This window comes from Segatella copri, from assembly GCF_019249765.2.
In the GTDB taxonomy this organism is placed as follows: Bacteria; Bacteroidota; Bacteroidia; order Bacteroidales; family Bacteroidaceae; genus Prevotella; species Prevotella copri_K.
Window position 1 is genome coordinate 2118349 of sequence record NZ_CP152484.1, and the last position, 23615, is coordinate 2141963.

The following is a 23615-nucleotide window of genomic DNA, read 5'->3' on the forward strand; positions in this document are numbered from 1 at the left end:
TGATACAGAACGACAAAGTCAACGACAGAGTCAGATAATTCAAGCTCTGCTACTTTTCATGAAATAGTAACAGAGCTAGTAACTATGTTAGTAACCATGTCGGTAACTATGTCAGTAATTATTTTCAAAAAAAGAAAAATTATGAACGATATAAAACTTACATCAGATAAAATAGGGAAAAAAGAAGTTAAGAAACTACGCCAAAAGCTTTTGAAAGACTTTCTTCACACATTTCCTCTGGATACGCTCCAAGGCATGACTTTGGAGCAATATACCAATTTGAACAAAGATGACTCTTTCTGCTATTGGCTAGAATCTCGCACATACGAGTTGGGATCTATATGGGGTGGCTCATCATATAAATTTGGTATCTATGAATATCGTATTAAGACCAATATTCACAACACAAAGTTTATCAGCGATGAAAAATATGCTTGGTATGCAAGATATAATAAGCCTACAGCTCAAGAAGCTTTCAACGTAGTAAAGAACGCTATCATCAAAATTGCAACAAACGCCAGCAATGGAAACTTTGAGGTTTTAGATACGATCACAGAATTAGGAGAAGGCTACAGATGGAAGATAGCATTCTTATACTCCAACAACCAACTTATCCCCATTTACAAGAAAGACATGCTTGTACAATTGGCAACACATTTTGGTTTAGCAGGAGCTAAAGCTATGCCTATATCAAAACTTCAAGCTTTCCTAATGCAGCAGAAAGGAGACAAGGACATCTTTGACTATTACGAAGAATTGCTTACTATTTTGAAAGAATTAGACTATGTTCAGACTACAGAAGCTACAAATGAGACAGAAGACAATATCAACAAGCAATATTGGTGGCTCGTAGCCAGCCCTAAGATTTGGAGTTTCTCCAAGATGAAGGTTGGTGATATACAAGACTATACTCTTTACAATGAGAACGGCAATCCAAGAAGAGTCTTCCAAAACTTCATGAATGCCAAGAAAGGGGATATTGTCATAGGATATGAGGCCAACCCTGTGAAACAAATCGTTGCCATTGCCGAAATCGACACGCCATCAGATGGGCAGCATATTTGTTTCAAAAAAGTTGAATCCCTGCAATACCCTATCGACTACGCCTCATTCAAGGATGCACCAGAGCTAAAAAGCATGGAATTCATTCAAAACAAGAATGGCTCACTATTCAAAGTTGCCCCTGACGAATATGAGTACCTGATTGATCTCATCAGAGAATCCAATCCAAAAGAAGAAAACAAACAGCTGAAACCCTATACACAAGAGAATTTTCTCAATGAGGTATATATGAGCGAAGAAGACTATACCAAGCTGCGCTTGCTCTTGCAAAACAAGAAGAACATCATCTTGCAAGGAGCACCTGGCGTAGGTAAGACATTCTCCGCTAAGAGATTAGCTTACTCTATGATGGGGGATATAGACGAATCGAGAATCGAATTCATCCAATTCCATCAAAATTATAGCTATGAGGATTTCATGATGGGGTATCGACCTAACGAAGATGGTGGATTCGAACTCAAAAAGGGAGTTTTCTATAACTTCTGTAAAAGAGCCCAAAGTAATCCGGACAAAGATTACTACTTCATTATAGATGAAATAAATCGTGGAAACCTGAGCAAGATATTTGGTGAATTGTTAATGCTAATAGAAAAAGACTATCGAGACACAGAAATTAAATTGGCTTATAATGGCGAAATGTTCTGTGTGCCAAGCAACCTATATATAATAGGTATGATGAATACAGCAGACAGAAGTCTTGCCATGATAGACTATGCCTTGCGCCGTCGATTTAGTTTCTATGAAATGACTCCTGGATTTGACACTGAAGGTTTCAAGAAGTACCAAGAGTCCATAGGAAATGATAAGTTTGATAAAGTTGTCAATGCCATAGTTTCACTCAACCATGACATTATCAATGACGATTCACTTGGTTCGGGATTCTGTATCGGTCACAGTTACTTCTGCTCTTCCAAGCCAAATGACATCAACGATTTGTGGTTGGAAAATATCGTGGAATACGACATCAAGCCAATGCTTAGAGAATATTGGTTTGACAACGATTCGAAGTATCAAACGGCTGTAGAAAAACTATTAGACGCACTCAAATGACGAAAGACAAGAACATATTCATACTCAACATCTACTATATGCTCACTTATGCTTTTCGTGAGCTAAAGCAGAACAACTATGAAGAGATTGCTGGTGAGAATTTCGACAACATACAACAATTGTTTGCCGAAATTCTCATCAAGGGCATCTCATGCCAACTGAAACAAGGTATTTTCAAGCAATATATCATTCGCAAAGACTCACTCCCTACCCTTCGCGGAAAACTTGACTTGAACGCTACCATCCAAAACAAGTTATGCAGAAAGCAAGAAATCGGTTGTGAATATGATGAGTTATCGGAAAACAACATCTTCAATCAGATTATAAAAGCAACTGTCTTTGGTCTTCTCAAGCACGGAAACATCAAAAAAGATCAAAAGACCAAGCTAAAGAATCTCATGCTGTTCTTTTCAGGCATCGACATCATCGAACTAAGCACGATAAAATGGAATATACTGACATTTGACAGAAACAACAAATCCTATCAAATGCTACTTTATATCTGTTATTTCCTTACCGAGGATATTCTGATGACAACAGAAAAGGGGAAATACAAGATAAAGTCATTTACTGATGAACATCTTTGTCGCCTTTTCGAGAAGTTTGTCTTAGAATACTATAGGTCTAAACATCCTGAATACAAGGCTCAAGCTGCACAAATAGATTGGAACATCGACCGAGATGTATCTTCCACTCATGTTCTTCCTATCATGCAAACTGACATATTACTTACTCTCAATGACCGAACGCTCATCATTGACACCAAGTATTATGGACATACCATGCAAGTGCAATTTGACAAAGCGACAATACATTCTAACAACTTGTACCAAATTCATACATATGTCATGAATAAGGACAAACTGCATTCGGGCAAAGTGGATGGCATGTTGCTTTATGCTAAAACAGACGAAGACATCACACCCAATGGAAGTATGAAGCTTGCGGATGGCAATACCATATACTTCCGCACTCTTGACCTCAATGTACCTTTCGCTGAAATAGAGAAGCAATTAGAGGCTTTCGTATCGTATTCAGTTTACTAAAAAATGCCGATAGTGGTGCCAAAAGTCGTTTTTTAAAGCACTTTTGGCACCACTGTCAGCACTTTTTCCATTGATTTCATCCAATCAATTGGACGGTTTTATGCTTATTTTATCCAATCAATTGGACAAAAAGAGAATCAACCTCTCTGATACTGACAATGGAATCATAAAATAAAAGGGGAAAGTGCCAAATCACTTTCCCTCTTTCTCCTCCATCCATTCTTCCAGCACCTGGCAATACTCATCATTTTGCTCGGCGAAAGGCATGTGTCGGGCTCCTACGAAGAGATGCCACTTGGAATCTGGGATACCATCGTAGAGCGTCTTTGCTACCAATGGAGTACAGAGGTCGTTGGTGCCACTCATCACCAAGCAAGGCACTTGGATTTCGCCCAAGCGGTCGGTGTAATCATAATCACGGAGCGTACCAGTAGGAGTGTATTCATTTGGTCCCCAACCATGGAGATAAGCCTCAGCACCAGCACGCTTCTTCCGGCGAAGACACTCTGGACTATCCTCCGTCACCTCACCGGCACAATGCAGGAGCATGAAGTGTTCATTCGCCTTGGCATACGCCTCGCTCGAAAAGTCATCCTTCGCCTCAGCCTCAGCGATGGCACGCTGGTCTTCCTCCGACATAAACTTAATCATGCGATGTTGCTCACTTGCCCAAAGCTTGCTGCTCGAAAGAGTGCTGCTGAGGATGGCTGACTTCACGCCCTTTGCTTGCTTCTCTATCAGATAGATGATGGCGAGCATGCCACCCCACGACTGTCCCAAGAGATGAAAATGGTCGATGTGGAGATAGTCGATGAGCACACAGAGTTCGTTGAGCCAAGTCTCAGGAGTCCAGAGTTCGGGATGTCCCTCCACAAATGAGTTGCCACAGCCCAACTGGTCGTACATGATGACAGCTCTACCTGATTCCGCTACCCTATCCAATAGCTCGAAATAGTTGTGGGTACTGCCTGGTCCACCATGCAAGAGGATGATAGGGCTCTTGCCCTCCTCTGTTTTACCTACGATACGATAATATGTTTGATAGCCCATGAAGGGCATATATCCTTCTTTGATTTCCATTGTCTTCAAATGTTTTTATTGTTACCTAAACTGTGTTATCTAATTTTGCTGCTCCTATACCTTATTATATAGTCTTCATTATTCTTCATATTCGGTGGAGTTTTGAAAAGACATGTATATCACATTTATCATGTGCATATATTATGATGTGCAAAAATATAAAAAATATGGCAATTAAACAAATATATCTTGCTTATTTTATCAAAAGAACTTAAATAATTTGGCTGTTTCTAGCTAATGCAATATCTTTGCATTCTAAATAATAATGAAACCAAATAAAAATAGAATATATGTTTAGTGGAATCGTAGAAGAAATGGCTACCGTCGTAGCTATCAGACATGATAAGGAGAACATCGACTTTACCCTGAAATGTTCGTTCGTAGATGAACTCGGCATCGACCAGAGCGTGGCGCACAATGGTGTGTGCCTCACCGTGGTGGAAATAAAAGATGGCACGTATACTGTTACCGCCATGAAGGAAACCCTGGACCGCAGTAATCTGGGTCTGCTCAAGGTGGGCGACAAGGTAAACGTGGAACGTTCGATGGTGATGAACGGCCGTCTGGATGGTCATATCGTACAGGGACACGTGGACGAGACTGCCAAATGTATCGCAATGAAAGACGCTGATGGCTCTACTTATTTTACTTTCGAATATGAGCTCAATAAGGAAATGGCAAGAAAAGGCTATTTCACGGTCGACAAGGGCAGCGTTACCGTTAACGGCGTTTCGCTCACCGTCTGTGATCCTACAGACAACACATTTACCGTTGCCATCATTCCTTATACCAGAGAGAATACCAACTTCTGCGACATCGAAGTGGGAACGGTAGTGAATATCGAATTCGACATTCTGGGCAAATATATCGCTCGACTCAAGAGCTTTGAATAAGCCAGCAAAGTTAAGTACGGACGTTCTAAAAAACATGCACATTTCTTGCGTTTTGCGCACAAAGCAAGACTAAATGGGCATTTTTTTAATAAAATATTTGCGTAAGCCATAAAAAAGTGTTACTTTTGCCCCCGTGTTTTGTCCCAAATTGAACATTGGACAGTAACTTATTGGACGATAGCAAGTCTGACAATCGCACTAGACGACGTACAACTTGAGTACTGAGCACTAACAAACTTAGGAAATTATAACAATAACCATTTTTAAAAATATGAGTTTAAAAATCGTAGTACTTGCCAAGCAAGTACCTGACACAAGAAATGTGGGTAAGGATGCGATGACCGCCGAAGGCACAGTAAATCGCGCTGCCCTTCCTGCAATCTTCAATCCTGAAGATTTGAACGCATTGGAGCAGGCTCTCCGATTGAAAGAGCAGAATCCAGGTTCTACAGTTGGTATTTTGACTATGGGTCCTCCACGTGCTGGCGAAATCATCCGCCAGGGTCTTTATCGTGGTGCAGATACGGGGTGGTTGCTCACCGACCGTCTCTTTGCCGGTGCTGATACATTGGCTACTTCCTATGCCCTTGCTACCGGAATCCAGAAGATTGGTGACGTAGACATCGTAATCGGTGGTCGCCAGGCTATCGATGGTGATACTGCTCAGGTGGGTCCTCAGGTGGCTCAGAAGCTGGGATTGAACCAGGTTACTTATGCAGAGGAAATCCTCAAGGTAGAGGATGGCAAGGCTACTATCCGCCGCCTCATTGATGGCGGTGTTGAGACCGTAGAGGCTCCATTGCCATTGGTAATTACCGTAAACGGAAGTGCTGCTCCATGTCGCCCATGCAACGTGAAGCTCGTTATGAAATATAAATACGCTACCTGCCCTATGGAGCGCAAGGGTGATGAACCTTGGACCAGCCTCTATGAGGAGCGCCCTTACCTCACCCTGAACCAGTGGAGCGTTGCCGATGTTGACGGCGACCCTGCACAGTGTGGTTTGAGCGGTTCACCTACCAAGGTGAAGGCCGTGAAGAACATCGTGTTCCAGGCAAAGGAGAGCAAGACCTTGACCAGCAGCGATGAGGACATCGACGGACTGATGAAGGAATTGTTGGACGAAAGTATTATCGGATAATCATCGAAGGATGATTCAGATTCCGATTCATTTAAAAATGCTTTATTAGAAAAGACAATGAACAACGTATTTGTATATTGCGAGGTAGAAGGCACAACCGTTGCCGAAGTATCTCAGGAATTGCTCACCAAGGGTCGTAAGCTCGCTAACCAGCAGGGCGTGGAGCTCCATGCCATCGTGGCTGGTACTGGCATCAAGGGTCAGGTAGAGGATCAGATTCTCCCTTATGGTGTAGATAAATTATTTGTTTTCGATGCTGAGGGATTGTTCCCATACACTTCAGCTCCACATACCGACATTCTCGTCAACCTCTTCAAGGAGGAGAAGCCTCAGATTGCATTGATGGGTGCTACCGTTATCGGTCGCGACCTCGGTCCTCGTGTTTCTTCTTCATTGACCAGCGGTCTTACCGCCGACTGTACAGAGCTTGAAATCGGTGATTACGACGACAAGAAGAGCGGCAAGCACTATGAGGGGCTGCTCTATCAGATTCGTCCTGCCTTCGGTGGTAACATCGTAGCTACTATCGTAAACCCAGAGCACCGTCCTCAGATGGCTACTGTCCGCTCTGGCGTGATGCAGAAGAGCATCTACGAGGGTGAGTGCAAGAAGGAAGTGGTTTATCCAGAGGTAAGCAAGTATGTTCCTGCTGAAGACTTCGTAGTAAAAGTACTCGACCACCACGTAGAGGCTGCCAAGCACAACCTGAAGGGTTCTGCCATCGTTGTAGCCGGTGGTTATGGCGTAGGAAGCAAGGAAGGCTTCGACCAGCTCTTCGAGTTGGCTCATCTCCTCCATGGTGAGGTAGGTGCTTCCCGTGCTGCCGTAGATGCAGGCTGGGTAGATCACGACCGTCAAATTGGTCAGACTGGTGTTACCGTTCATCCTAAGGTTTATATCGCCTGCGGAATCTCTGGTCAGATTCAGCACATCGCCGGTATGCAGGATTCAGGCATCATCATCTCTGTGAACAACGATCCTGATGCTCCAATCAACAAGATTGCCGACTACGTTATCAACGGCAATGTTGAGGATGTGGTTCCTAAGCTCATCAAGTACTACAAGCAGAATTCAAAGTAATCTGCATTACACATTATTTAAATAAGAAAAGCAAAATGGCTAATTACTATAGTGATCACCCTGAGATTGAATTTCATCTCAATCACCCATTGATGAAGCGTGTTGTTGACTTGAAGGAGCGCAACTACGCAGAAAAAGACCAGTTTGAAGATGCTCCAGTAAACTATGAGGATGCCATCGAGAACTACAAGCGATTGCTGGATATTACCGGCGATGTAGCTGCTAACATCATCGAACCAAACTCTGAGGATGTTGACCTCGAAGGTCCACACTTGGAGAACGGCCGCATGATTTATGCCAGCAAGACATTCGAGAACCTTGATGCTACACGCAAGGCTGGCCTCTGGGGCTTGTCAATGCCTCGCCGTTACGGCGGCTTGAACCTGCCTAACGCCATCTTCTCTATGGCTTCTGAAATCATAGCTGCTGCCGATGCAGGTTTCCAGAACATCTGGTCTCTCCAGAGCTGTATCGATACACTCTATGAGTTCGGTTCTGAGGAGCAGCGCCAGAAGTACATCCCTCGCATCTGCGCTGGCGAGACCATGAGTATGGACTTGACTGAGCCTGATGCAGGTTCTGACTTGCAGCGCGTAATGCTGAAGGCTACACAGGATGAGGACGGCACATGGCGTCTGAACGGTGTGAAGCGTTTCATCACCAATGGTGACTCAGACATCCACCTGGTTCTGGCTCGTTCTGAAGAAGGCACCAAGGACGGTCGTGGTCTTTCTATGTTCATCTACGACAAGCGTGATGGTGGCGTAACTGTTCGTCACATCGAGCACAAGTTGGGTATTCACGGTTCTCCAACCTGCGAGTTGGTTTACAAGAATGCCAAGGCAGAGCTTTGCGGTAACACCCGTCTCGGATTGATTAAGTACGTGATGGCTTTGATGAATGGTGCCCGTCTGGGTATCGCTGCTCAGAGTGTAGGTGTTGAGCAGGAGGCTTACAATGAGGGCTTGGCTTATGCCAAGGAGCGTGCTCAGTTTGGTGAGAAGATCATCAACTTCCCAGCTGTATACGACATGCTTTCAAGAATGAAGGCTAAGTTGGATGCAGGCCGTTCACTCCTCTACTGCTGCGCTCGCTACGTAGATATCTACAAGGCTTTGGAAGACATCGCCCGCGACACTAAGCTCACTCCAGAGGAGCGTCAGGAGATGAAGAAATACACCCGCTTGGCTGATGCATTTACTCCATTGGCTAAGGGTATGAACTCAGAGTATGCCAACCAGAATGCATACGATGCCATCAGCATTCACGGTGGTTCTGGTTTCATCATGGAGTACAAGTGCCAGCGCCTGTTCCGTGACGCCCGCATCTTCTCTATCTACGAGGGAACCACCCAGCTTCAGGTAGTTGCAGCCATCCGCTACATCACCAACGGCACTTATCTCAGCATTATCAAGGAGATGTTGGAGAATGAGGTATCAGAGGATTTGAAGCCATTGAAGGAGCGTGTAGCTAAGCTCGTAGAACTTTACGAGGCAGCCATCAACAAGGTGAAGGAGGCAAACGATCAGGCAGTTCACGACTTCCTGGCTCGCCGTCTCTACAACATGACTGGCGACATCGTAATGTCTCTTCTCATCCTCGACGATGCTACCAAGGCGCCAGAGATGTTTGCCAAGAGTGCCAACGTATATGTTCGCATGGCAGAGGAGGAAGTTCTCGGCCATTCAACATACATCCAGAACTTCAAGGCAGAAGACTTGGAGAGCTTCAAGGCGTAAGACATTTATAAGAATAAGATAATTTTAAAAAGTCCGTGGACAAACGAATGTTCACGGACTTTTTTATTACAAACTTTCTTCTTCACTTACCTGATATACTCCCAAAAATTTTGGGGGAATCGGATATTATTAGAGTAAGGATTTCGGGGGAATCGGATACCACATATCTATCTTCCTCATTTTCATTGAATTAGCAAAAATATCAAGTTTTGTACAGCAAAGTACAAGATTAAAGGGACTTTCTGCAAAAAAATGCAACAAGCATCTACCTCAATCGGAGCAAAAGAAATGTACACCTCATAAATATACTTTATAAGCCGATTTCTTCGTAACTACTCAGTCCCCATTGAAGCCCCCTATGGATATGAGTAGTTACCTATAATCTTATTGACAGAGAATCACTTCTGGTTGCTGAATAATTATTGACGTTAACGTAACAAAACGCTCTACAATATCACTCTCAGAAGCATAATCTGACACAACCCATTCCGGTGCATTTTCCTCATTATTATGGAATCCATACTTACTATTAAGCACAATATCTTTCAATTTTCCCTGTACGTTTTTACAGATTCTCTGACTTAAACACTTAATCCCCCAATAGTATCCCCCTTCGTCAACAGAAACCTCACATCGGAATTTAGATTTACGATAATCAAAATCAAAGCCGAATTCCGTAGAAGATTGACATGTAAGGATAAGCTTATCGTCAATAATGCCAACACATTTATTATACCATTCTTTAAAATTTTCCTCATCATATTCCTCTTGATACTGTTCTTGTAAGAACTCTAAGCGTTCACAGAGTTTCTGAACATTTTCCAATTCATCTTCAATAACCTGTAGCTTTTCAGAAGTAGATTTATTATCTAATTTGAGTTGTTCCACTATCAATTTATCAAGTTTATTATTCATAATTATTTGTCTTTTTGAGTTTCCAAAATATTCTTCTAAATAGCCAATATAAACGACTATAGAACTTTTTAGCTGCTGTTCTGTATCAAAAGGAATTATCCTATTGACAGAATATAGCCAGTTTAGAATATCAACCTTATAATTTTTGCAGATAAAATTCTTACCTAACTTCATTTTAACTTTAGATGATAAAGAATACTCTGACGGATAGGTATATCCATCTTGGTTCAGATATAGTACATAGATTTCCTTTGAAGGATAAATCTTGCTTGCTATATCAACATATCTATCAACCTGTTCCTTTTGTTCCTGTGCTCCATTAACTTTATTCTCTATTATCAAGAAGAAGTTTTTCCCTTTAATAGTTAAATCAATTCTATTTTTATCAGGATATGGTATCGTAATATCATTAGCTGACACATCTATGTCTAAAAAAAACTTTATAAAATGTTTTTTTACGACATTACTTCCTGTCAATAGAGAATATAATATTCTGCTATGCGCAGTTTCTCTCAATCTCTGATTAAAATGTGCATCAACAAGTGGATTTATGGAAACTGGCAACATCTCAGTATTCTCAATATAACATTGTCGAAATGAACGAGAAAGGGATAGCGTATTCAAAACACTTTCCTGAGTAAGAGACGCAAATGTCTGCACAATTTTAAAAATATTCATATATCTTAATCCTATTGTTTTCTTTTTTTATTGCTACTTCTCGCCATCGAGGGGTCAGCTACATACTTTTGCAGTGGATGATTAATCATCTCGGGAATCCAATAAAAGAGCTTGTTTGCTAATCGTAAAGGCTTTATGTACTTATCCTTCATAGGCTTGGCCGCTCTTTGAATTATCAAAGCAAGCTCTTCGTACAATAGTTCGTTAATAATTCAATAATGTGCTAAGCAGCTATACGCTGTAAGCACGAGAGATCTTTGAAAATCTTGCTAATTAAAGTTCGGTTCGGGGTGTACCCGCTTGCTTTAAAAATTCGTTTCACCAGATAAATGTTGGTCATCAGTGACTTGAATGAAGACATAGAATATTCCATTCCCATCTCCTTCATAGTTACCTTGGCAACATTTAGTGATGTGAACGAAGCATTGAAAGCAAAATCGAGTTTCCACTTATCGCGAGCCTGGCAGTCCATAAGACCAGTATAGCCTTTGGCGTCACGAAAGCAAAATTCGATCTGGAACCTGGTTCTATAATAAAGAAGTACTTCTTCACCCGAAAGTGAGGTGTCTGTAGAGAAGAATAGTTTCTTCTTGCCATTCGGCATCTGCCAGATGACAAGTCTAACTTTACACCTGAGTGCCTTGGAATAGGCTATCAAAGTATAAGCTGTTCCTTCTATATCTTTCATCTCCATCTTCTCCATTCGAGTGAGGTCAAGATTCTTCATATCAATCTTGCCATCCTTGGTCTTGGGGCGACCACGTTTTCCAGTACGTGGACCAGCATAGACATAAAAGAGACAAGCATTGTCACGAAAGCGGCTTATCAAAGAGAACCCTTCTTTCTTTATCCCATTAACAAATGTACTTGTAGAGAAGTAAGCATCTGCAACTATGAGGGTTGAGAGTTTAAGAAGTTCCTTGCGGTAACGCTTAATGACGCTGATATAGAAATCTACCATAGTCTTGTTTCTAAGACTCAGTTCTTTATTACTTAGCGACTGGTGTGCTTTTAACATCATGCAGTCTTTGGGTAACTACTCAGCACCCCTATGGGCATGAGTAATCGTCTTACTGTTGTACTACAGCAAGAATTGCATTGAATTTAGAATTTCCGTTCTTCATAGCAGTTTCAGCAATGGAGTGCAACTTGGCAAAATCATCGGCACCGCTGTCTGTTCGGAAGCAACCGCTGACTTTCTGCTTTATCTTGATTTTCCTAACTCCCCGCTCACTGGCATTGTTCTCGTAAGGCACACTTGGATTGGAGAGAAAGGTAAATAGGTAGTCTTTGACTTTAAGGATACCCCTCTTGAATTTCTCAAACTCGTTATCTAAATGCGTGAGGCTTTCACCCAAGAGGTTCTTCATCTTTGTCTTCAGTACCTTTATCTTTCTAGAGGTAATGTTGTCCTCTCTTCTGAGATTTATAGAGTGTTCTATCAGATGGATGAATCTCCGTGACCAGTTCTGGTTTGGATCCAGTTCGTTCAGATACTCTGCATTCCTAAGAAGATGAGCCAGGCAGACCTGATGGTCCTTAACATTCATCTTGAAGTAGCTCTGATGTCTGTCAGTCACAAGTGTCGAATAGGGAAGTCCCTTTGGAAACCTGGAATCTATGGCCTTCTGACCTCGCGATTCTGACTGGAACACGTATGTAAGCAGGTCGTTCTGGAATATCCAGTTCCAATGCAGATGCTTTCCTACCGTAGCACCAGTTTCATCGGCTCCTACGACAGACGCTGTTTCCAGCCTCTTGCGTATTTCCTCATATGCACAGTCTGCCTTGCCGCTATTCTCTTTGAGTATGTTCTGCACTGTACCCTCACTTATATTCTGGCCGGACAGGTCGGATATAAGTTCTGCAATCCTTTTGAACGGAATACACTGCACTACATTAAGGTATGTCACCAGTGCACGGAGGTTGTCACCATACTTGATACGACAGTTGGGAGCTTCGCAGTTGTTTACGCAACCGCATTCACAGACCTTCTCGTAATACTGTTCCTCGCAGGTCTCTACGACCACCTTGATATCAACAATTTGTGTCTTACGGATCTTCTGGCATGGTATATCAATCAAGAGCCGACCACAGCATTTACAATAGACTGGTTCGTGCTTTACAATTACGTCTGGTTCTGCTATAGTCTGCAGTGTGTGACCCTTGTGGCCAGGCTGTCCACCGCTCGGCTTTCCGCTTGGCTTGCGAAGAGACTTTGTCCTGCGCAGCTCACGGGAAGCGATACTTTCTTGGGATGGAGGGATACTGCTGTTACTGCTGTTTTTCTCGGGCTTTCCTGGTGTACTTGATGTATCGTCATCAGCTCCCTCGAGTTCCTTGATGCGCTCTTTAGCAACGGCAAGTTCTGCCTTTGTGGAAGCAAGTTCTGTCTTTAGATTATGTATCTCCACGTCCTTCTGGTTAATGACACGGTTGAGGCGTCCGATCTCCTCAGTCTTCTCGGAGTCGGACTTCTCAAGTTTGCGCAGACGCTGGTTTATCTGGCGCAAAACAACATCTATGTCAGTACAGTCGCTTGCCATTTTTTTGGTGCAAAGATAAGCATTTTTCTCCACATGGCAAAATCACGATTTACATCCATTAACGCAGACTTTTGACTTACGGGGAATGCAAAAACGCATCTCCTGGCAGATAATCTGTTGAAGGGAGATAATAGACAAAGGAGACATGTTGGAGGCATCATCGGAAAAGAACTCGTTAAATGAACTGTTTTAAACAGCCTACGTCCTCATCGACTCAATCATTAAAAAGTTTGTAATGATGAAGAAAATAAGCAAAATCAAGTTTATGCTTTATTAACGAGAAGTTTTCTATAGGGGTGCTGAGCAGTTACGTCTTTGGCATCAATATCAATGAGGCCAATACCCATGATTTCGAGACCATGTTTAACAGACTGAGCACATCCTGACCAAAAACGACCGATATGTGGTGTTTTCTTGCCAGCTTTACTGATGTAGCTGGGATCAATGGCAATAGCCCATCTTCCCTGTTTACCCAAGAAGCGCTTGGCAAGTGAGACATTAAGTTTGAGCCAATCAATGCACTTCGACTTTTTCAAGCCGAATGCGTTGCGATAGGTTTGCTCAACATGCAAGCCATACCTCCCCATTTGGGTGAAATTTATCTTTCTTGGTATTACCATGAACAAAATTATCACCTCGATGAGTATTTTCTCGAAACTTTTTGTTATCTTTGCAGCTGAATCTTCAACTGCATCTTTAAAGATATCCATATATTGGTCAAGTCCTGTATTCATGTAATATTGTATTTGTCGTGATCTACAAAGTTACTGAAAATCAGCGACTTGACCAACTTTTTACAGTTAAGTTTTCATAAGCACTTCTTAATATAAGTTATTGATTTACAGACGATTAAATATTAATTTAACGCAGTATTGTTCGTAGCTATAAGGTTTAAAAGCGCATAAATCTACAAGGAGTTGACTAACCTTTTCCCGAGATGCCCACTTTCCTAGTTTTGCAACTCGTTCTTGGAGCCCTTTAGGAAGTTCCCTCAGTAATTCGTTACGACTTTTCGTTTGGCTTTCGATCTCAAATGTACCATGCTGAGGTGGTATCTTTTCGCCTTGAGGTGGTATCTTTTTGCCCAATGTACCATGCTGAGGTGGTATCTTTTCTCCCAATGTACCATGTTGAGGTGGTATCTTTTCTCCCAATGTACCATGCTGAGGTAGTAACCTTTCGTCCTGAGGTCGTAACCTTTCTCCTAAGGATACCACCTTAGAGGTTCTTATATAGTAAGTGTTACGACCATGCCCCTTCTTCTCTAGGAATCCAAGATTGCAAAGCTTATGAATCTCCAAGCGTGCACGGGCATGAGTAATCGAAGAATCCAGCTGGCGATACGTAGCATTATCTATCGCACCCACTTCTCTCACGAAGACTAGAGCCAGCTTCTGCTCATTCACCAAGCCAAACTCGGCATATTGAGCCAACCACTCCATATTCTCCTTGCTGAGGAAATGATGGAGCAGAAGCTTAGATTGCGAAGCATAGAGCCTGTCTCTCCCCAATCATCCATGCATCGAAATGAACATAAGCTATCCGATATCTTAAAACGACATCAACTAGGATATATAGATACTTTTTATGTTAAATTATGCATATTGTTTAGTCGATTTAACAAAATAATCGTATTTTCGTAAAATCAATTAAACAATAAGAGATTATGATACAAAAAGAAGTTATCAGAGAAATACTAGGTATTGGATTGCAAGCGTCTCATAATCCTAACTTACGAGTTGGAAGAAGAGATTGTTGTAAAAGACAAGAAAATAGAAGTGATACCTGTATGGAAATGGTTACTTGATTTATAGCTATTATCCAGAACGTCAAGGCGTAAAGATTGTATCTTTTCTCCCAATGTACCATGCTGAGGTGGTATCTTTTTGCCAAATGTACCATGCTGAGGTGGTATCTTTTCGCCTAATGTACCATGCTGAGGTGGTATCTTTTCGCCTAATATACCATGCTGAGGTAGTAACCTTTCGTCCTAAGGTCGTAACCTTTCTCCTAAGGATACCACCTTGGAGGTTCTTATATAATAAGTGCTACGACCTTGCCCTTTCTTCTCGATAAATCCAAGATCGCAGAGCTTATGAATCTCCAAGCGTGCACGGGCATGAGTAATCGAAGAATCCAGCTGGCGATAAGTAGCATTATCTATCACACCCACTTCTCTCACGAAGACTAGAGCCAGCTTCTGCTCATTCACCAAGCCAAACTCGGCATATTGAGCCAACCACTCCATATTCTCCTTGCTGAGGAAATGATGGAGCAGAAGTCTTGCCGTAAACTTATTCGCTTCATGGTTCGACCCTAAAGTTGGTATACAGTTGTACAGCTAAAAAGTGTATAGTCGTACAACTAAAAGGTGTATAGTTGTACAACTAAAAGGTATATAGTCGTACAACTAAAGGGTATATAGTCGTACAACTAAAGGGTATATAGTCGTACAACTAAAGGGTATATAGTTGTACAACTAAAGAGGGTATAGTCGTACAACTAAAGAGGGTTGCCACTAGGCTCAGCAGACCTGCTGACTAGGCTCAGCAGAGCTGCTGACTGCAGTAGGAATCTTCTAGAAACAGGCTTCGTATACTTAATATATTAGTTCATTGAATCTGATTAAACGCCTTTCGTTACTTACCCAGTCGTCTCGGTGCGTTTATTCAGGCATATTAGGCTTTAGCAGTAAATGATAATCTCTTTTTATAATCACAGCCATTCCCGAAAAGTGAAACAAATAACCAAAATCGGAAATAGGGATTTTCCCTTCTACTTTAGGGAATCCTTCTCTTTTTATTTCAAAAGAAAGCTGTACTTTTGCAACCATAAAACAATATAATAACTTATAAAAACAGTATCGCTTATGAAAAGAAATGAAGTAATGGCGCTCATCGCCACAACCATATTGATGTTTGCCGTTTGCCTCTCGGCTTCGGCTAAAGGAAAAAGAAACGTAGAGCGCGGAATGACCAAACAAGAAGTGATTGCCATCTTGGGAGAGCCTAAGATCACCAGTTTCAATATATATGGGGACAAATGGGAATATGCCAAATATAATAATCTGTTTGGAGATTCCAAGTACATCACGGTCTTCTTCGACAGAAACGGAAAGGTTGTGCAGTACGATACAAGAATCATAGAACCCAACAGCCAGACGTCGAATGTACAGCAGCCACACCCAACTCCACCCCTCTACGATGGAAGATGTGATCCAGATGGCAGAATGGATTACGGCTATTGTCTCGATGATGCTTCCTTCACCAAACTATATAATAAGGTGAAGAAGGCAAGCTTTGATGACAACAAGTTCGATCTGATAGAAGTAGCTAGCCTCGGCTGTTACTATTCTTGTGCCCAAGCCGTCAGCATGATGAATATATTCACTTTTGGTGACAGCAAGATGAAAGCCCTCAAACTGATGGCTCCCCATATCATAGATTTGCAGAATGCCAGTATCATCTATCAGCAATTCAGTTTTGAAAGCGAAAAGCAAAAGGTAGGAGAAATATTAAGAAGCAGCAGAATATCTCCTCAAAACTTGCATATTCAATGAAAAAGCATTAATTTTGCACTCAAAAATTGCAAAATAAATGAATACAAAGATATTATCAAAAGACAAAGACCCGATGGGTGCCGCTATCCTTGATTATCAGAAATCGGGAAGAGCAGGAAGATTACGTGTGCTCTCTTCTATGTTCGAAGAGGACGAAATGCCGGTGAAACATCTCTTCAGAAAAGTTGAGGAGATGCCGATGCTGGAGCAGAAGGCCTTGCAACTCACAAAAGGGCGTGTACTGGATATCGGAGCCGGCAGCGGCTGCCATACGCTCGCCTTGCAGGAGAAGGGCTTGGAGGTAAAAGCCATTGATATTTCTCCTCTGAGCTGCGAAGCGATGGAACTGAGAGGAGTAAAGGATGCGGAATGCATCAATCTTTTCGATGAACATCTGGTAACAGGGTTCGATACTATCCTCCTCCTGATGAACGGAACGGGTATCGCCGGAAAGATAGAACATCTCCCTACCCTCTTCAACCGTCTCAAGGCTTTGCTCAACAAGGGCGGACAGATTCTTATCGATTCCTCCGACCTCAAATATATCTACGAGAATGAAGACGGAAGTTTCGACATCAATCTGAATGGTGCCTACTATGGTGAAGTGGATTATCAGATGATTTACAAAGACATTAAGGGAGACTGTTTCGACTGGCTCTACGTAGATTTCCCATTGCTCAAATCCATCGCCGAAACCTGCGGTCTGCATGGCGAACTCGTGGCAGAAGGCGAACATTACGACTATCTGGCTAGGATTTTCTAAGCATATAAAGATAAAAGGAGTTAAGATGATGGTCTTAACTCCTTTTTATCTTTTCTTTCTATTTAATCGTCGAAATCGTAACGTCCGAGAAATCATTCATATAATCCAGAATCTCCAGCGTATGGAACCCCCGTTTGGCTTTTATTTCAATGCTCGCCTCCACAAATTCTTCCTTAGAAAATCTCCGTTCTTTCAGTTCGTAAGAATGAACTTCCATACCTTTCAGCTTGATTTTACTGATGAATTCCTTCACGCTGTCCCTTGATGGAGCAGAGAAATTCAGTTCGATGGTAGAGGTTCCCAACTGCGGTATCAGATAATTCAGCACCTCCAGTCCCATCAACACCATCATCGTAGTAATAGCTGCAGCCACATACATACCCGTTCCGCAAGCCAATCCGATAGCTGCCGTCACCCACAAACCAGCAGCCGTAGTCAACCCCCTGACCACATTCTTCTGGAAGATGATGGTACCGGCGCCCAGGAATCCGATACCCGAAACCACTTGGGCAGCAACGCGCGAGGAATCTTTCAGATCAAAGCCAAATCCATACTGGGAAACAACACAGAAAAGTGCACTACCCAGGGCTACCAGAAAGTGAGTTCGGAACCCCGCCTCCTTGGCACGGTATTCTCTTTCGATGCCTATCGCTCCTCCCAAAATGAGAGCTAGAGACAGGCGAACAGTCAGGTCTATATAGGTTGCATCCATAAATATCCTTTCTTTTTAAAAGATGAAAGAAGCATTACAAAATGCCTCTATTTGATGTTATCAATGCAAATATACAACTTTTCTTTGAAAGAAAGGCGAGAATTTCAAAAAAATAATGTATCTTTGCAACTGTTAGTGCCAATTTCGGCAATTTATTCACAAATACACATTTATTTATATACATGGCAACAGTTGACGACAAGAAGATCATCTTCTCAATGGTGGGCGTATCTAAGATTATCCCACAAAACCAGAAACAGATTCTGAAGAACATCTACCTATCGTTCTTCTACGGAGCAAAAATCGGTATCATCGGTTTGAACGGTGCCGGTAAATCTACGTTGATGAAAATCATCGCAGGACTTGAGCAACCTACCCAGGGTGAGGTGGTTTGGAGCCCAGGCTACTCTGTGGGCTACTTGCCTCAGGATCCTCCGCTCGACGAGAACAAGACCGTGAAGGAAAACGTGATGGAGGGTGTGCAGAAAATCTATGATGCACTCGCAGAATACGAGGACATCAACAATAAATTCGGTCTCGAAGAATATTACGGAGACCCTGATAAGATGGACAAGCTGATGCAGCGTCAGGCTGAGGTGCAGGATATCATTGATGCAACCGATGCCTGGAACATCGACTCCAAGCTGGAGCGTGCGATGGCTGCCCTGCACTGTCCTCCTGGTGATTGGCCTGTAACCAATCTCTCGGGTGGTGAGCGCCGCCGCGTGGCTCTCTGCCGCCTGCTCTTGCAGAAGCCGGATGTACTCCTGCTCGATGAGCCTACCAACCACCTGGATGCTGAGAGCATCGACTGGCTGGAGCAGCACCTGCAGCAGTATGAGGGTACCGTAATCGCCGTAACCCACGACCGCTACTTCCTCGACGACGTGAGCGAGTGGATTCTGGAATTGGACCGTGGCGAGGGTATTCCATGGAAGGGCAACTACTCTTCTTGGCTCGACCAGAAGACCAAGCGAATGATTCAGGAGGAGAAGACTGCCTCTAAGCGCCGCAAGACATTGGAGCGCGAGTTGGAATGGGTTCGCATGGCGCCTAAGGCCCGTCAGGCTAAGGGTAAGGCTCGTCTGAATTCTTACGAGCAGATGCTCAATCAGGAGCAGAAGGAGCGCGAGGAGAAGCTGGAAATCTTCATCCCTAACGGTCCTCGTCTGGGTAACAAGGTTATCGAGGCTCAGCATGTAAAGAAGGCGTTCGGCGAAAAGGTTCTCTTCAACGACCTCAACTTCATGCTTCCTCCTAACGGCATCGTAGGTGTGATTGGTCCTAACGGAGCCGGCAAGACTACCCTCTTCCGCCTCATCATGGGCTTGGATCAGGCAGATGGCGGCACATTCGAGGTGGGTGAGACCGTGAAGCTGGCTTATGTTGACCAGCAGCACAAGGACATCGACCCACAGAAGACTGTTTACGAGGTGATTTCCCAGGGCAACGAAACCTTGCGTCTGGGTGGCAGAGATGTGAATGCGCGTGCTTACATCAGCCGCTTCAACTTCTCGGGCACCGACCAGAGCAAGCTCTGCAGTGTTCTCTCGGGTGGTGAGCGTAACCGTCTGCAGTTGGCATTGGCATTGAAGCAGGAGGGTAATGTTTTGCTCCTCGATGAGCCAACCAACGATATCGACGTGAACACGCTGCGTGCATTGGAGGAAGGTTTGGAGGCATTTGCCGGTTGTGCGGTGGTTATCAGCCACGACCGCTGGTTCCTCGACCGTATCTGTACCCACATTCTTGCCTTCGAGGGCAATGGTGAGGTCTTCTTCTTCGAGGGCAGCTATTCTGAGTATGAAATCAACAAGGCGCGCCGCCTTGGCGATACAGAGATCAAGAAGGGTCGCTACCGCAAGTTGATGGAGGAATAAAGATTCGAAAAAGATAAAGAAGAACTCGGCTCTGAAACAATAAAAAACAAAAGAAAAGGTGTGTCTTTGCCTTAAGACACACCTTTTTTGTTTCTATGTAGCCGTTTTCAAAAGCTTTACCAGATGCAATCAGGACGTTCAGGAAACTGCGTCGCGACGTATCTGGCTGTACGTCGCGACATAATGATTATTACGTCGGGACGTATCAGATGCTACGTCGGGACGTAATTTCTTCTATGTCGTCAGTTAAATTGCAAAAAAACAAATGAAAAAGCCAAGCATTGAAGCGAAAAAAAGGATTTTTGCTCAATGCTTTCTTAGTTTTCACCCCAAAATCCCTCTAAAACACCTATATTTCGCTGGTTTTTATGGCAATAGATGGCAGATAGAACCGAAGAACAGAGAATTGCCATACCCATAATGCATTCGTAATCAAAGAGATAACCTATCAATATGGCAATTCTTTGACGCAAAAACAAAAAGAAAAGGTGTGTCTTTGCCTTAAGACACACCTTTTTTGTTTCTATACAGCCGTTTTCATAAGAAACTATCGCTATATCAGATTTACTTATAGATTTCTACGTCATCTACAGCTATATAAGCAGGCGCATTATAACCATACTGCCCCTTCATATCTTCTGAAGCCTCATAGTTTACCTTCAAGCTGCTAATCTCGCCAAGAGAAGAGAGATCAACATACTGCCAGCTCTTCAAAGAGTTTGTACCATCCTGAACAGTGTACTTAACTGTACCTGTAGATGTAGTACCATCAGCCTTGAAGCCTTCGAACACGACAGAGATTTGGGTAGAACTTATTGCCTTTGTACAGAGGCCATCGCCATTAGCCATCACATTGAGGAAGTAGGTACCATTGGTAATCCAAAGTCCTTTCATGGTATGAGCCTTACCATCCTTGAAGTCAAGAACAGGAGCATTATATCCATCTATTGAACCATAAATCATCAAGAAGTTGCTGCCAGAGTGAGCTGCAAGATCTGCAGGAATAGAAAGCTGTGTATTAAATGTACCTTCATCAATGGTACTGTGATAGTTAGAAACAGCTGCACCGCCATTCCAATAAGCCCAAGACATACCCTTACCATAATCTGCACCATTTATCTTTGAATGCAAAGAAGTTGTAGCATCAGTCCACTCATAAACTCTATTATCTTCAGTGAAACCCTTACCACTCTCTCCATAGAGCATCTTTCCACCATACTGAGGATTATCTATCAATGCATTCCAGTTACTACCCTCGAAAGTGATGGTCTCATACTTAGGAGTGTTGTCATCGTCGTCGTCACTACATGCTGTGAAGAAACTAGTGGCACACACAAGTGCCAACAAATAAAAATACTTTTTCATCATTGTTGTTTTGTTTATTACTAAAATTATCTTATTATTTATTAACTCTTTCTACTCTTGGCACTGATTGACTTTTGGAGATGCAGGTCCTCAGCCCCACTCACCTCTGTGGAAGTTTCACCTAGCCAACCACACATTTGATTCTGTGCGCTATACACTCTCACGAAGTCGATGTGGTCGAGCGCCACTGGCTTTCGATTTTTATCTACCGCCCAAGAGATATCGAAACTACATCCATCGATGTCACTATTGCTCACATTGTCAACATATCCATACCGGAAGGCATCACAAACCCAATGGGTTCCATTGCCGCTGGTATCATGGCCATTACGCGGCAAAAGGGTACCCTCGAAGCGTAATGGACTTGACAACCACAAAGGGAAATATTCCTGGGCATGAAAAGTGTTGCGATTAACAACTCCACTCCTTCCCTGATTGTCTGTCCATGGAATATCTTGCATGGCATCTTTGGTATAGGTTATCTCATAGCCATATACCACCTTGCCCACACTGTCAACATCAGCACTGCCGGAAAGTTCATACCAAGGATCGTCGGGCAAACCATTGCCATTCACATCCTGCGATACCATCACGATGCCAGGCTCGCTATTGTCCTTGAAAGCATTGCCCTTGATGTAAAGGTCTTTCTCACCTTTCACATTCGCTATAGAATGATCGAAATGAAAGGTGATGTAACCACCATAGGCACCCAGACTCACCAAACCGCCCTTGTCTCCACCGATGGTTTCTGTACATTTTCTTGCCATCTCCTTAGCATCGTCACCCTCCTCATATTGAGGCATCGTATTGACGAATTGTCCTGGAGCCGGCACATACTCATCCACCGCCAAGATATACTTGCTATACTTCTCGGCTGGTTGGCTCGGATCCGACGATGGCAACTGAGGTTTGCGATAAACAAACGCTGCCTCTGCCGGAATATCGCCCGTCCACACTCGCCAATCGAAGGTGCCATCCGCCTTGAAGTGCAACAACTCACCACTTGACACGTAATTCTTAGCATCCATCAGATAGAAATCTTTCTTCTGAGGATTGACGATGATGCCGTATGGCATCTCGATGGATTGTATCTCCGGAGCACTAGACAAGGAATGAGCAATTACCTTGTGTTGGCTGACATTCACGATACCATACTCTATCGAATTTTTCTTTGAAGTTTCATTCCACTGCACACCTATATAATATAGTGAATCGCCCACGATACACATGTTGGAGACCGGCACTTCCAGTTCACCTCCCTTTTCCATCTGCCCTGCAGCATTAGGCTTGAGCCAATACAATCGTGAAGGCACCTCCTTGTAGTCGCCTCGGGAACTCACCCATAGCTGCCCATACTTATCGGCACGACAGCGATGCAAGTTGATTGCCACATCAATCTTCCGCTCCTCCTTAAAGGTCTTGAGGTCGATGACGCTCACCGTACGATCGTAGTTGGGATTGCGATAACCGCCACTGTTGGCAACATACAGTTTGCCATGCACAACAGCCAATTCATCGGGCTGATAGCCCACCGTCACCTTGTCCACTACCTTCATGGTCAGCGTGTCCACCTTATAAACAGCTCCCACTTCGGCATCCTGGCGCATATTCACAGGAGCCACATAGGCACTCACATAGGCAAATCCCTCATCAAAGGCAAGGTATCGACAGTTGGGGATGTCTATCTTCGCTACTTTTTTGCAAGTATAAGCATCTGCCACCTCTACCTTATTGGAGCAGTTGATGACCATCCACAGTTTGGAGCCATATATCTTGATATCATTGCCAACATCACCCAGTTCCTTAATCTCGTTAGGATTGCGTTCAGAGTAGATGTTGCGATGATAAATGACGTTTTCACTATTATCGCCCGACAAATCCAGGAAATCGAGGGTAGCCTTGTTGCTGCCCATATTGCCCTGGTTGAGCAAGTAGAGTCCCATGACATCGCCCTTCTCTGCCTTACTGCCTGTATCCTCAGGCTCAGATGAGATGACGGTGTCGCTATCCCGACACGACTGCATACATAGAGCCAGAAAACAAAGCAAGGCTAAGAACCAAGACTTTGCCAGATTGGGTTGATGATATATCTTATCCTTCATTTAT

General features: G+C 43.3%; 20 protein-coding genes. 9 read left to right on the forward strand and 11 right to left on the reverse strand.

Annotated elements, in window-relative coordinates; translation table 11 throughout:
* Positions 1–141: 141 nt before the first annotated feature.
* Both KUA46_RS09245 and mcrC read left to right on the forward strand, forming a co-directional pair.
* Positions 142–2112: an AAA family ATPase gene (locus KUA46_RS09245; protein ID WP_218487915.1), complete on the forward strand. Its 1971-nt coding sequence runs from the start codon at positions 142–144 to the stop codon at positions 2110–2112.
* On the forward strand, positions 2109–3158 hold the full coding sequence (mcrC, locus tag KUA46_RS09250) for a 5-methylcytosine-specific restriction endonuclease system specificity protein McrC (RefSeq protein WP_218487914.1): 1050 nt from the start codon (positions 2109–2111) through the stop codon (positions 3156–3158). The genes KUA46_RS09245 and mcrC overlap by 4 nt, the downstream gene beginning before the upstream one ends.
* A gap of 192 nt (positions 3159–3350) precedes the next feature.
* Here the strand turns inward: mcrC and pepI are convergent, their stop codons facing one another.
* Complete coding sequence (gene pepI / locus KUA46_RS09255; protein ID WP_218487913.1) at positions 3351–4238, reverse strand: proline iminopeptidase; 888 nt, start codon at positions 4236–4238, stop codon at positions 3351–3353.
* 290 nt (positions 4239–4528) lie between these two features.
* On the opposite strand from pepI, the gene KUA46_RS09260 reads away from it, so the two are divergent.
* From KUA46_RS09260 to KUA46_RS09275, 4 genes are all read left to right on the forward strand, one after another.
* Positions 4529–5131, forward strand: a complete 603-nt coding sequence (locus KUA46_RS09260) for a riboflavin synthase (RefSeq protein ID WP_022120073.1) — start codon at positions 4529–4531, stop codon at positions 5129–5131.
* Positions 5132–5402: 271 nt separating this feature from the next.
* Positions 5403–6272: an electron transfer flavoprotein subunit beta/FixA family protein gene (locus KUA46_RS09265; protein WP_218487912.1), complete on the forward strand. Its 870-nt coding sequence runs from the start codon at positions 5403–5405 to the stop codon at positions 6270–6272.
* Between the two features lie 57 nt (positions 6273–6329).
* Positions 6330–7352: an electron transfer flavoprotein subunit alpha/FixB family protein gene (locus KUA46_RS09270; RefSeq protein WP_089545009.1), complete on the forward strand. Its 1023-nt coding sequence runs from the start codon at positions 6330–6332 to the stop codon at positions 7350–7352.
* Positions 7353–7387: 35 nt separating this feature from the next.
* Entirely contained in the window at positions 7388–9091 is a 1704-nt protein-coding gene (locus tag KUA46_RS09275; protein WP_218487911.1) for an acyl-CoA dehydrogenase family protein, read from the forward strand.
* Between the two features lie 384 nt (positions 9092–9475).
* On the opposite strand, the gene KUA46_RS09280 is transcribed toward KUA46_RS09275, so the two are convergent.
* From KUA46_RS09280 to KUA46_RS09310, 7 genes are all read right to left on the reverse strand, one after another.
* Positions 9476–10684: a PD-(D/E)XK nuclease family protein gene (locus KUA46_RS09280; protein ID WP_218487910.1), complete on the reverse strand. Its 1209-nt coding sequence runs from the start codon at positions 10682–10684 to the stop codon at positions 9476–9478.
* A 223-nt stretch (positions 10685–10907) separates the two neighbouring features.
* Positions 10908–11705 carry a transposase gene (locus tag KUA46_RS09285; RefSeq protein ID WP_434725786.1) on the reverse strand — a complete coding sequence of 266 codons (798 nt, stop codon included), beginning with the start codon at positions 11703–11705 and terminating at the stop codon, positions 10908–10910.
* 49 nt (positions 11706–11754) lie between these two features.
* Entirely contained in the window at positions 11755–13230 is a 1476-nt protein-coding gene (gene tnpC, locus KUA46_RS09290) for an IS66 family transposase (protein WP_434725783.1), read from the reverse strand.
* 263 nt (positions 13231–13493) lie between these two features.
* Entirely contained in the window at positions 13494–13964 is a 471-nt protein-coding gene (locus KUA46_RS09295; protein WP_434725787.1) for a hypothetical protein, read from the reverse strand.
* A 105-nt stretch (positions 13965–14069) separates the two neighbouring features.
* Complete coding sequence (locus KUA46_RS09300; protein ID WP_218487534.1) at positions 14070–14741, reverse strand: hypothetical protein; 672 nt, start codon at positions 14739–14741, stop codon at positions 14070–14072.
* A gap of 479 nt (positions 14742–15220) precedes the next feature.
* Positions 15221–15478, reverse strand: coding sequence for a hypothetical protein (locus KUA46_RS09305; RefSeq protein WP_006847053.1), 258 nt, complete (start codon positions 15476–15478; stop codon positions 15221–15223).
* Between the two features lie 417 nt (positions 15479–15895).
* Positions 15896–16063: a hypothetical protein gene (locus KUA46_RS09310; protein ID WP_218487532.1), complete on the reverse strand. Its 168-nt coding sequence runs from the start codon at positions 16061–16063 to the stop codon at positions 15896–15898.
* Positions 16064–16099: 36 nt separating this feature from the next.
* Here KUA46_RS09310 and KUA46_RS09315 point away from each other — a divergent pair, with 36 nt between their 5' ends.
* A complete protein-coding gene (locus KUA46_RS09315; RefSeq protein ID WP_218487531.1) occupies positions 16100–16789 on the forward strand; it encodes a DUF4476 domain-containing protein in 690 nt (229 codons plus the stop codon).
* Between the two features lie 37 nt (positions 16790–16826).
* Positions 16827–17552: a class I SAM-dependent methyltransferase gene (locus KUA46_RS09320; protein WP_218487530.1), complete on the forward strand. Its 726-nt coding sequence runs from the start codon at positions 16827–16829 to the stop codon at positions 17550–17552.
* A gap of 58 nt (positions 17553–17610) precedes the next feature.
* On the opposite strand, the gene KUA46_RS09325 is transcribed toward KUA46_RS09320, so the two are convergent.
* Positions 17611–18264: an MgtC/SapB family protein gene (locus KUA46_RS09325; RefSeq protein WP_218487529.1), complete on the reverse strand. Its 654-nt coding sequence runs from the start codon at positions 18262–18264 to the stop codon at positions 17611–17613.
* A 182-nt stretch (positions 18265–18446) separates the two neighbouring features.
* Here KUA46_RS09325 and ettA point away from each other — a divergent pair, with 182 nt between their 5' ends.
* Entirely contained in the window at positions 18447–20144 is a 1698-nt protein-coding gene (gene ettA / locus KUA46_RS09330; protein ID WP_006847047.1) for an energy-dependent translational throttle protein EttA, read from the forward strand.
* A 564-nt stretch (positions 20145–20708) separates the two neighbouring features.
* Here the strand turns inward: ettA and KUA46_RS09335 are convergent.
* Both KUA46_RS09335 and KUA46_RS09340 read right to left on the reverse strand, forming a co-directional pair.
* Complete coding sequence (locus tag KUA46_RS09335) at positions 20709–21512, reverse strand: DUF4465 domain-containing protein (protein WP_218487528.1); 804 nt, start codon at positions 21510–21512, stop codon at positions 20709–20711.
* 38 nt (positions 21513–21550) lie between these two features.
* Positions 21551–23611 (reverse strand): YncE family protein, encoded by a 2061-nt coding sequence (locus tag KUA46_RS09340; protein WP_218487527.1) that lies wholly within the window; start codon positions 23609–23611, stop codon positions 21551–21553.
* Positions 23612–23615 lie beyond the last annotated feature (4 nt).

Excerpts from the sequence above, each read along its gene's own strand:
- KUA46_RS09315 (WP_218487531.1), top strand. The coding sequence starts at position 16,100 with ATGAAAAGAAATGAAGTAATGGCGCTCATCGCCACAACCATATTGATG.
- ettA (WP_006847047.1), top strand. The coding sequence starts at position 18,447 with ATGGCAACAGTTGACGACAAGAAGATCATCTTCTCAATGGTGGGCGTA.
- mcrC (WP_218487914.1), top strand. The coding sequence starts at position 2,109 with ATGACGAAAGACAAGAACATATTCATACTCAACATCTACTATATGCTC.
- KUA46_RS09320 (WP_218487530.1), top strand. The coding sequence starts at position 16,827 with ATGAATACAAAGATATTATCAAAAGACAAAGACCCGATGGGTGCCGCT.
- KUA46_RS09305 (WP_006847053.1), bottom strand. The coding sequence starts at position 15,478 with ATGGAGTGGTTGGCTCAATATGCCGAGTTTGGCTTGGTGAATGAGCAG.
- KUA46_RS09325 (WP_218487529.1), bottom strand. The coding sequence starts at position 18,264 with ATGGATGCAACCTATATAGACCTGACTGTTCGCCTGTCTCTAGCTCTC.
- KUA46_RS09295 (WP_434725787.1), bottom strand. The coding sequence starts at position 13,964 with ATGAATACAGGACTTGACCAATATATGGATATCTTTAAAGATGCAGTT.
- KUA46_RS09335 (WP_218487528.1), bottom strand. The coding sequence starts at position 21,512 with ATGATGAAAAAGTATTTTTATTTGTTGGCACTTGTGTGTGCCACTAGT.
- KUA46_RS09340 (WP_218487527.1), bottom strand. The coding sequence starts at position 23,611 with ATGAAGGATAAGATATATCATCAACCCAATCTGGCAAAGTCTTGGTTC.
- KUA46_RS09310 (WP_218487532.1), bottom strand. The coding sequence starts at position 16,063 with ATGGTTGCAAAAGTACAGCTTTCTTTTGAAATAAAAAGAGAAGGATTC.
- KUA46_RS09285 (WP_434725786.1), bottom strand. The coding sequence starts at position 11,705 with ATGATGTTAAAAGCACACCAGTCGCTAAGTAATAAAGAACTGAGTCTT.
- KUA46_RS09260 (WP_022120073.1), top strand. The coding sequence starts at position 4,529 with ATGTTTAGTGGAATCGTAGAAGAAATGGCTACCGTCGTAGCTATCAGA.
- KUA46_RS09245 (WP_218487915.1), top strand. The coding sequence starts at position 142 with ATGAACGATATAAAACTTACATCAGATAAAATAGGGAAAAAAGAAGTT.
- KUA46_RS09280 (WP_218487910.1), bottom strand. The coding sequence starts at position 10,684 with ATGAATATTTTTAAAATTGTGCAGACATTTGCGTCTCTTACTCAGGAA.
- KUA46_RS09270 (WP_089545009.1), top strand. The coding sequence starts at position 6,330 with ATGAACAACGTATTTGTATATTGCGAGGTAGAAGGCACAACCGTTGCC.
- KUA46_RS09275 (WP_218487911.1), top strand. The coding sequence starts at position 7,388 with ATGGCTAATTACTATAGTGATCACCCTGAGATTGAATTTCATCTCAAT.
- tnpC (WP_434725783.1), bottom strand. The coding sequence starts at position 13,230 with ATGGCAAGCGACTGTACTGACATAGATGTTGTTTTGCGCCAGATAAAC.
- pepI (WP_218487913.1), bottom strand. The coding sequence starts at position 4,238 with ATGGAAATCAAAGAAGGATATATGCCCTTCATGGGCTATCAAACATAT.
- KUA46_RS09265 (WP_218487912.1), top strand. The coding sequence starts at position 5,403 with ATGAGTTTAAAAATCGTAGTACTTGCCAAGCAAGTACCTGACACAAGA.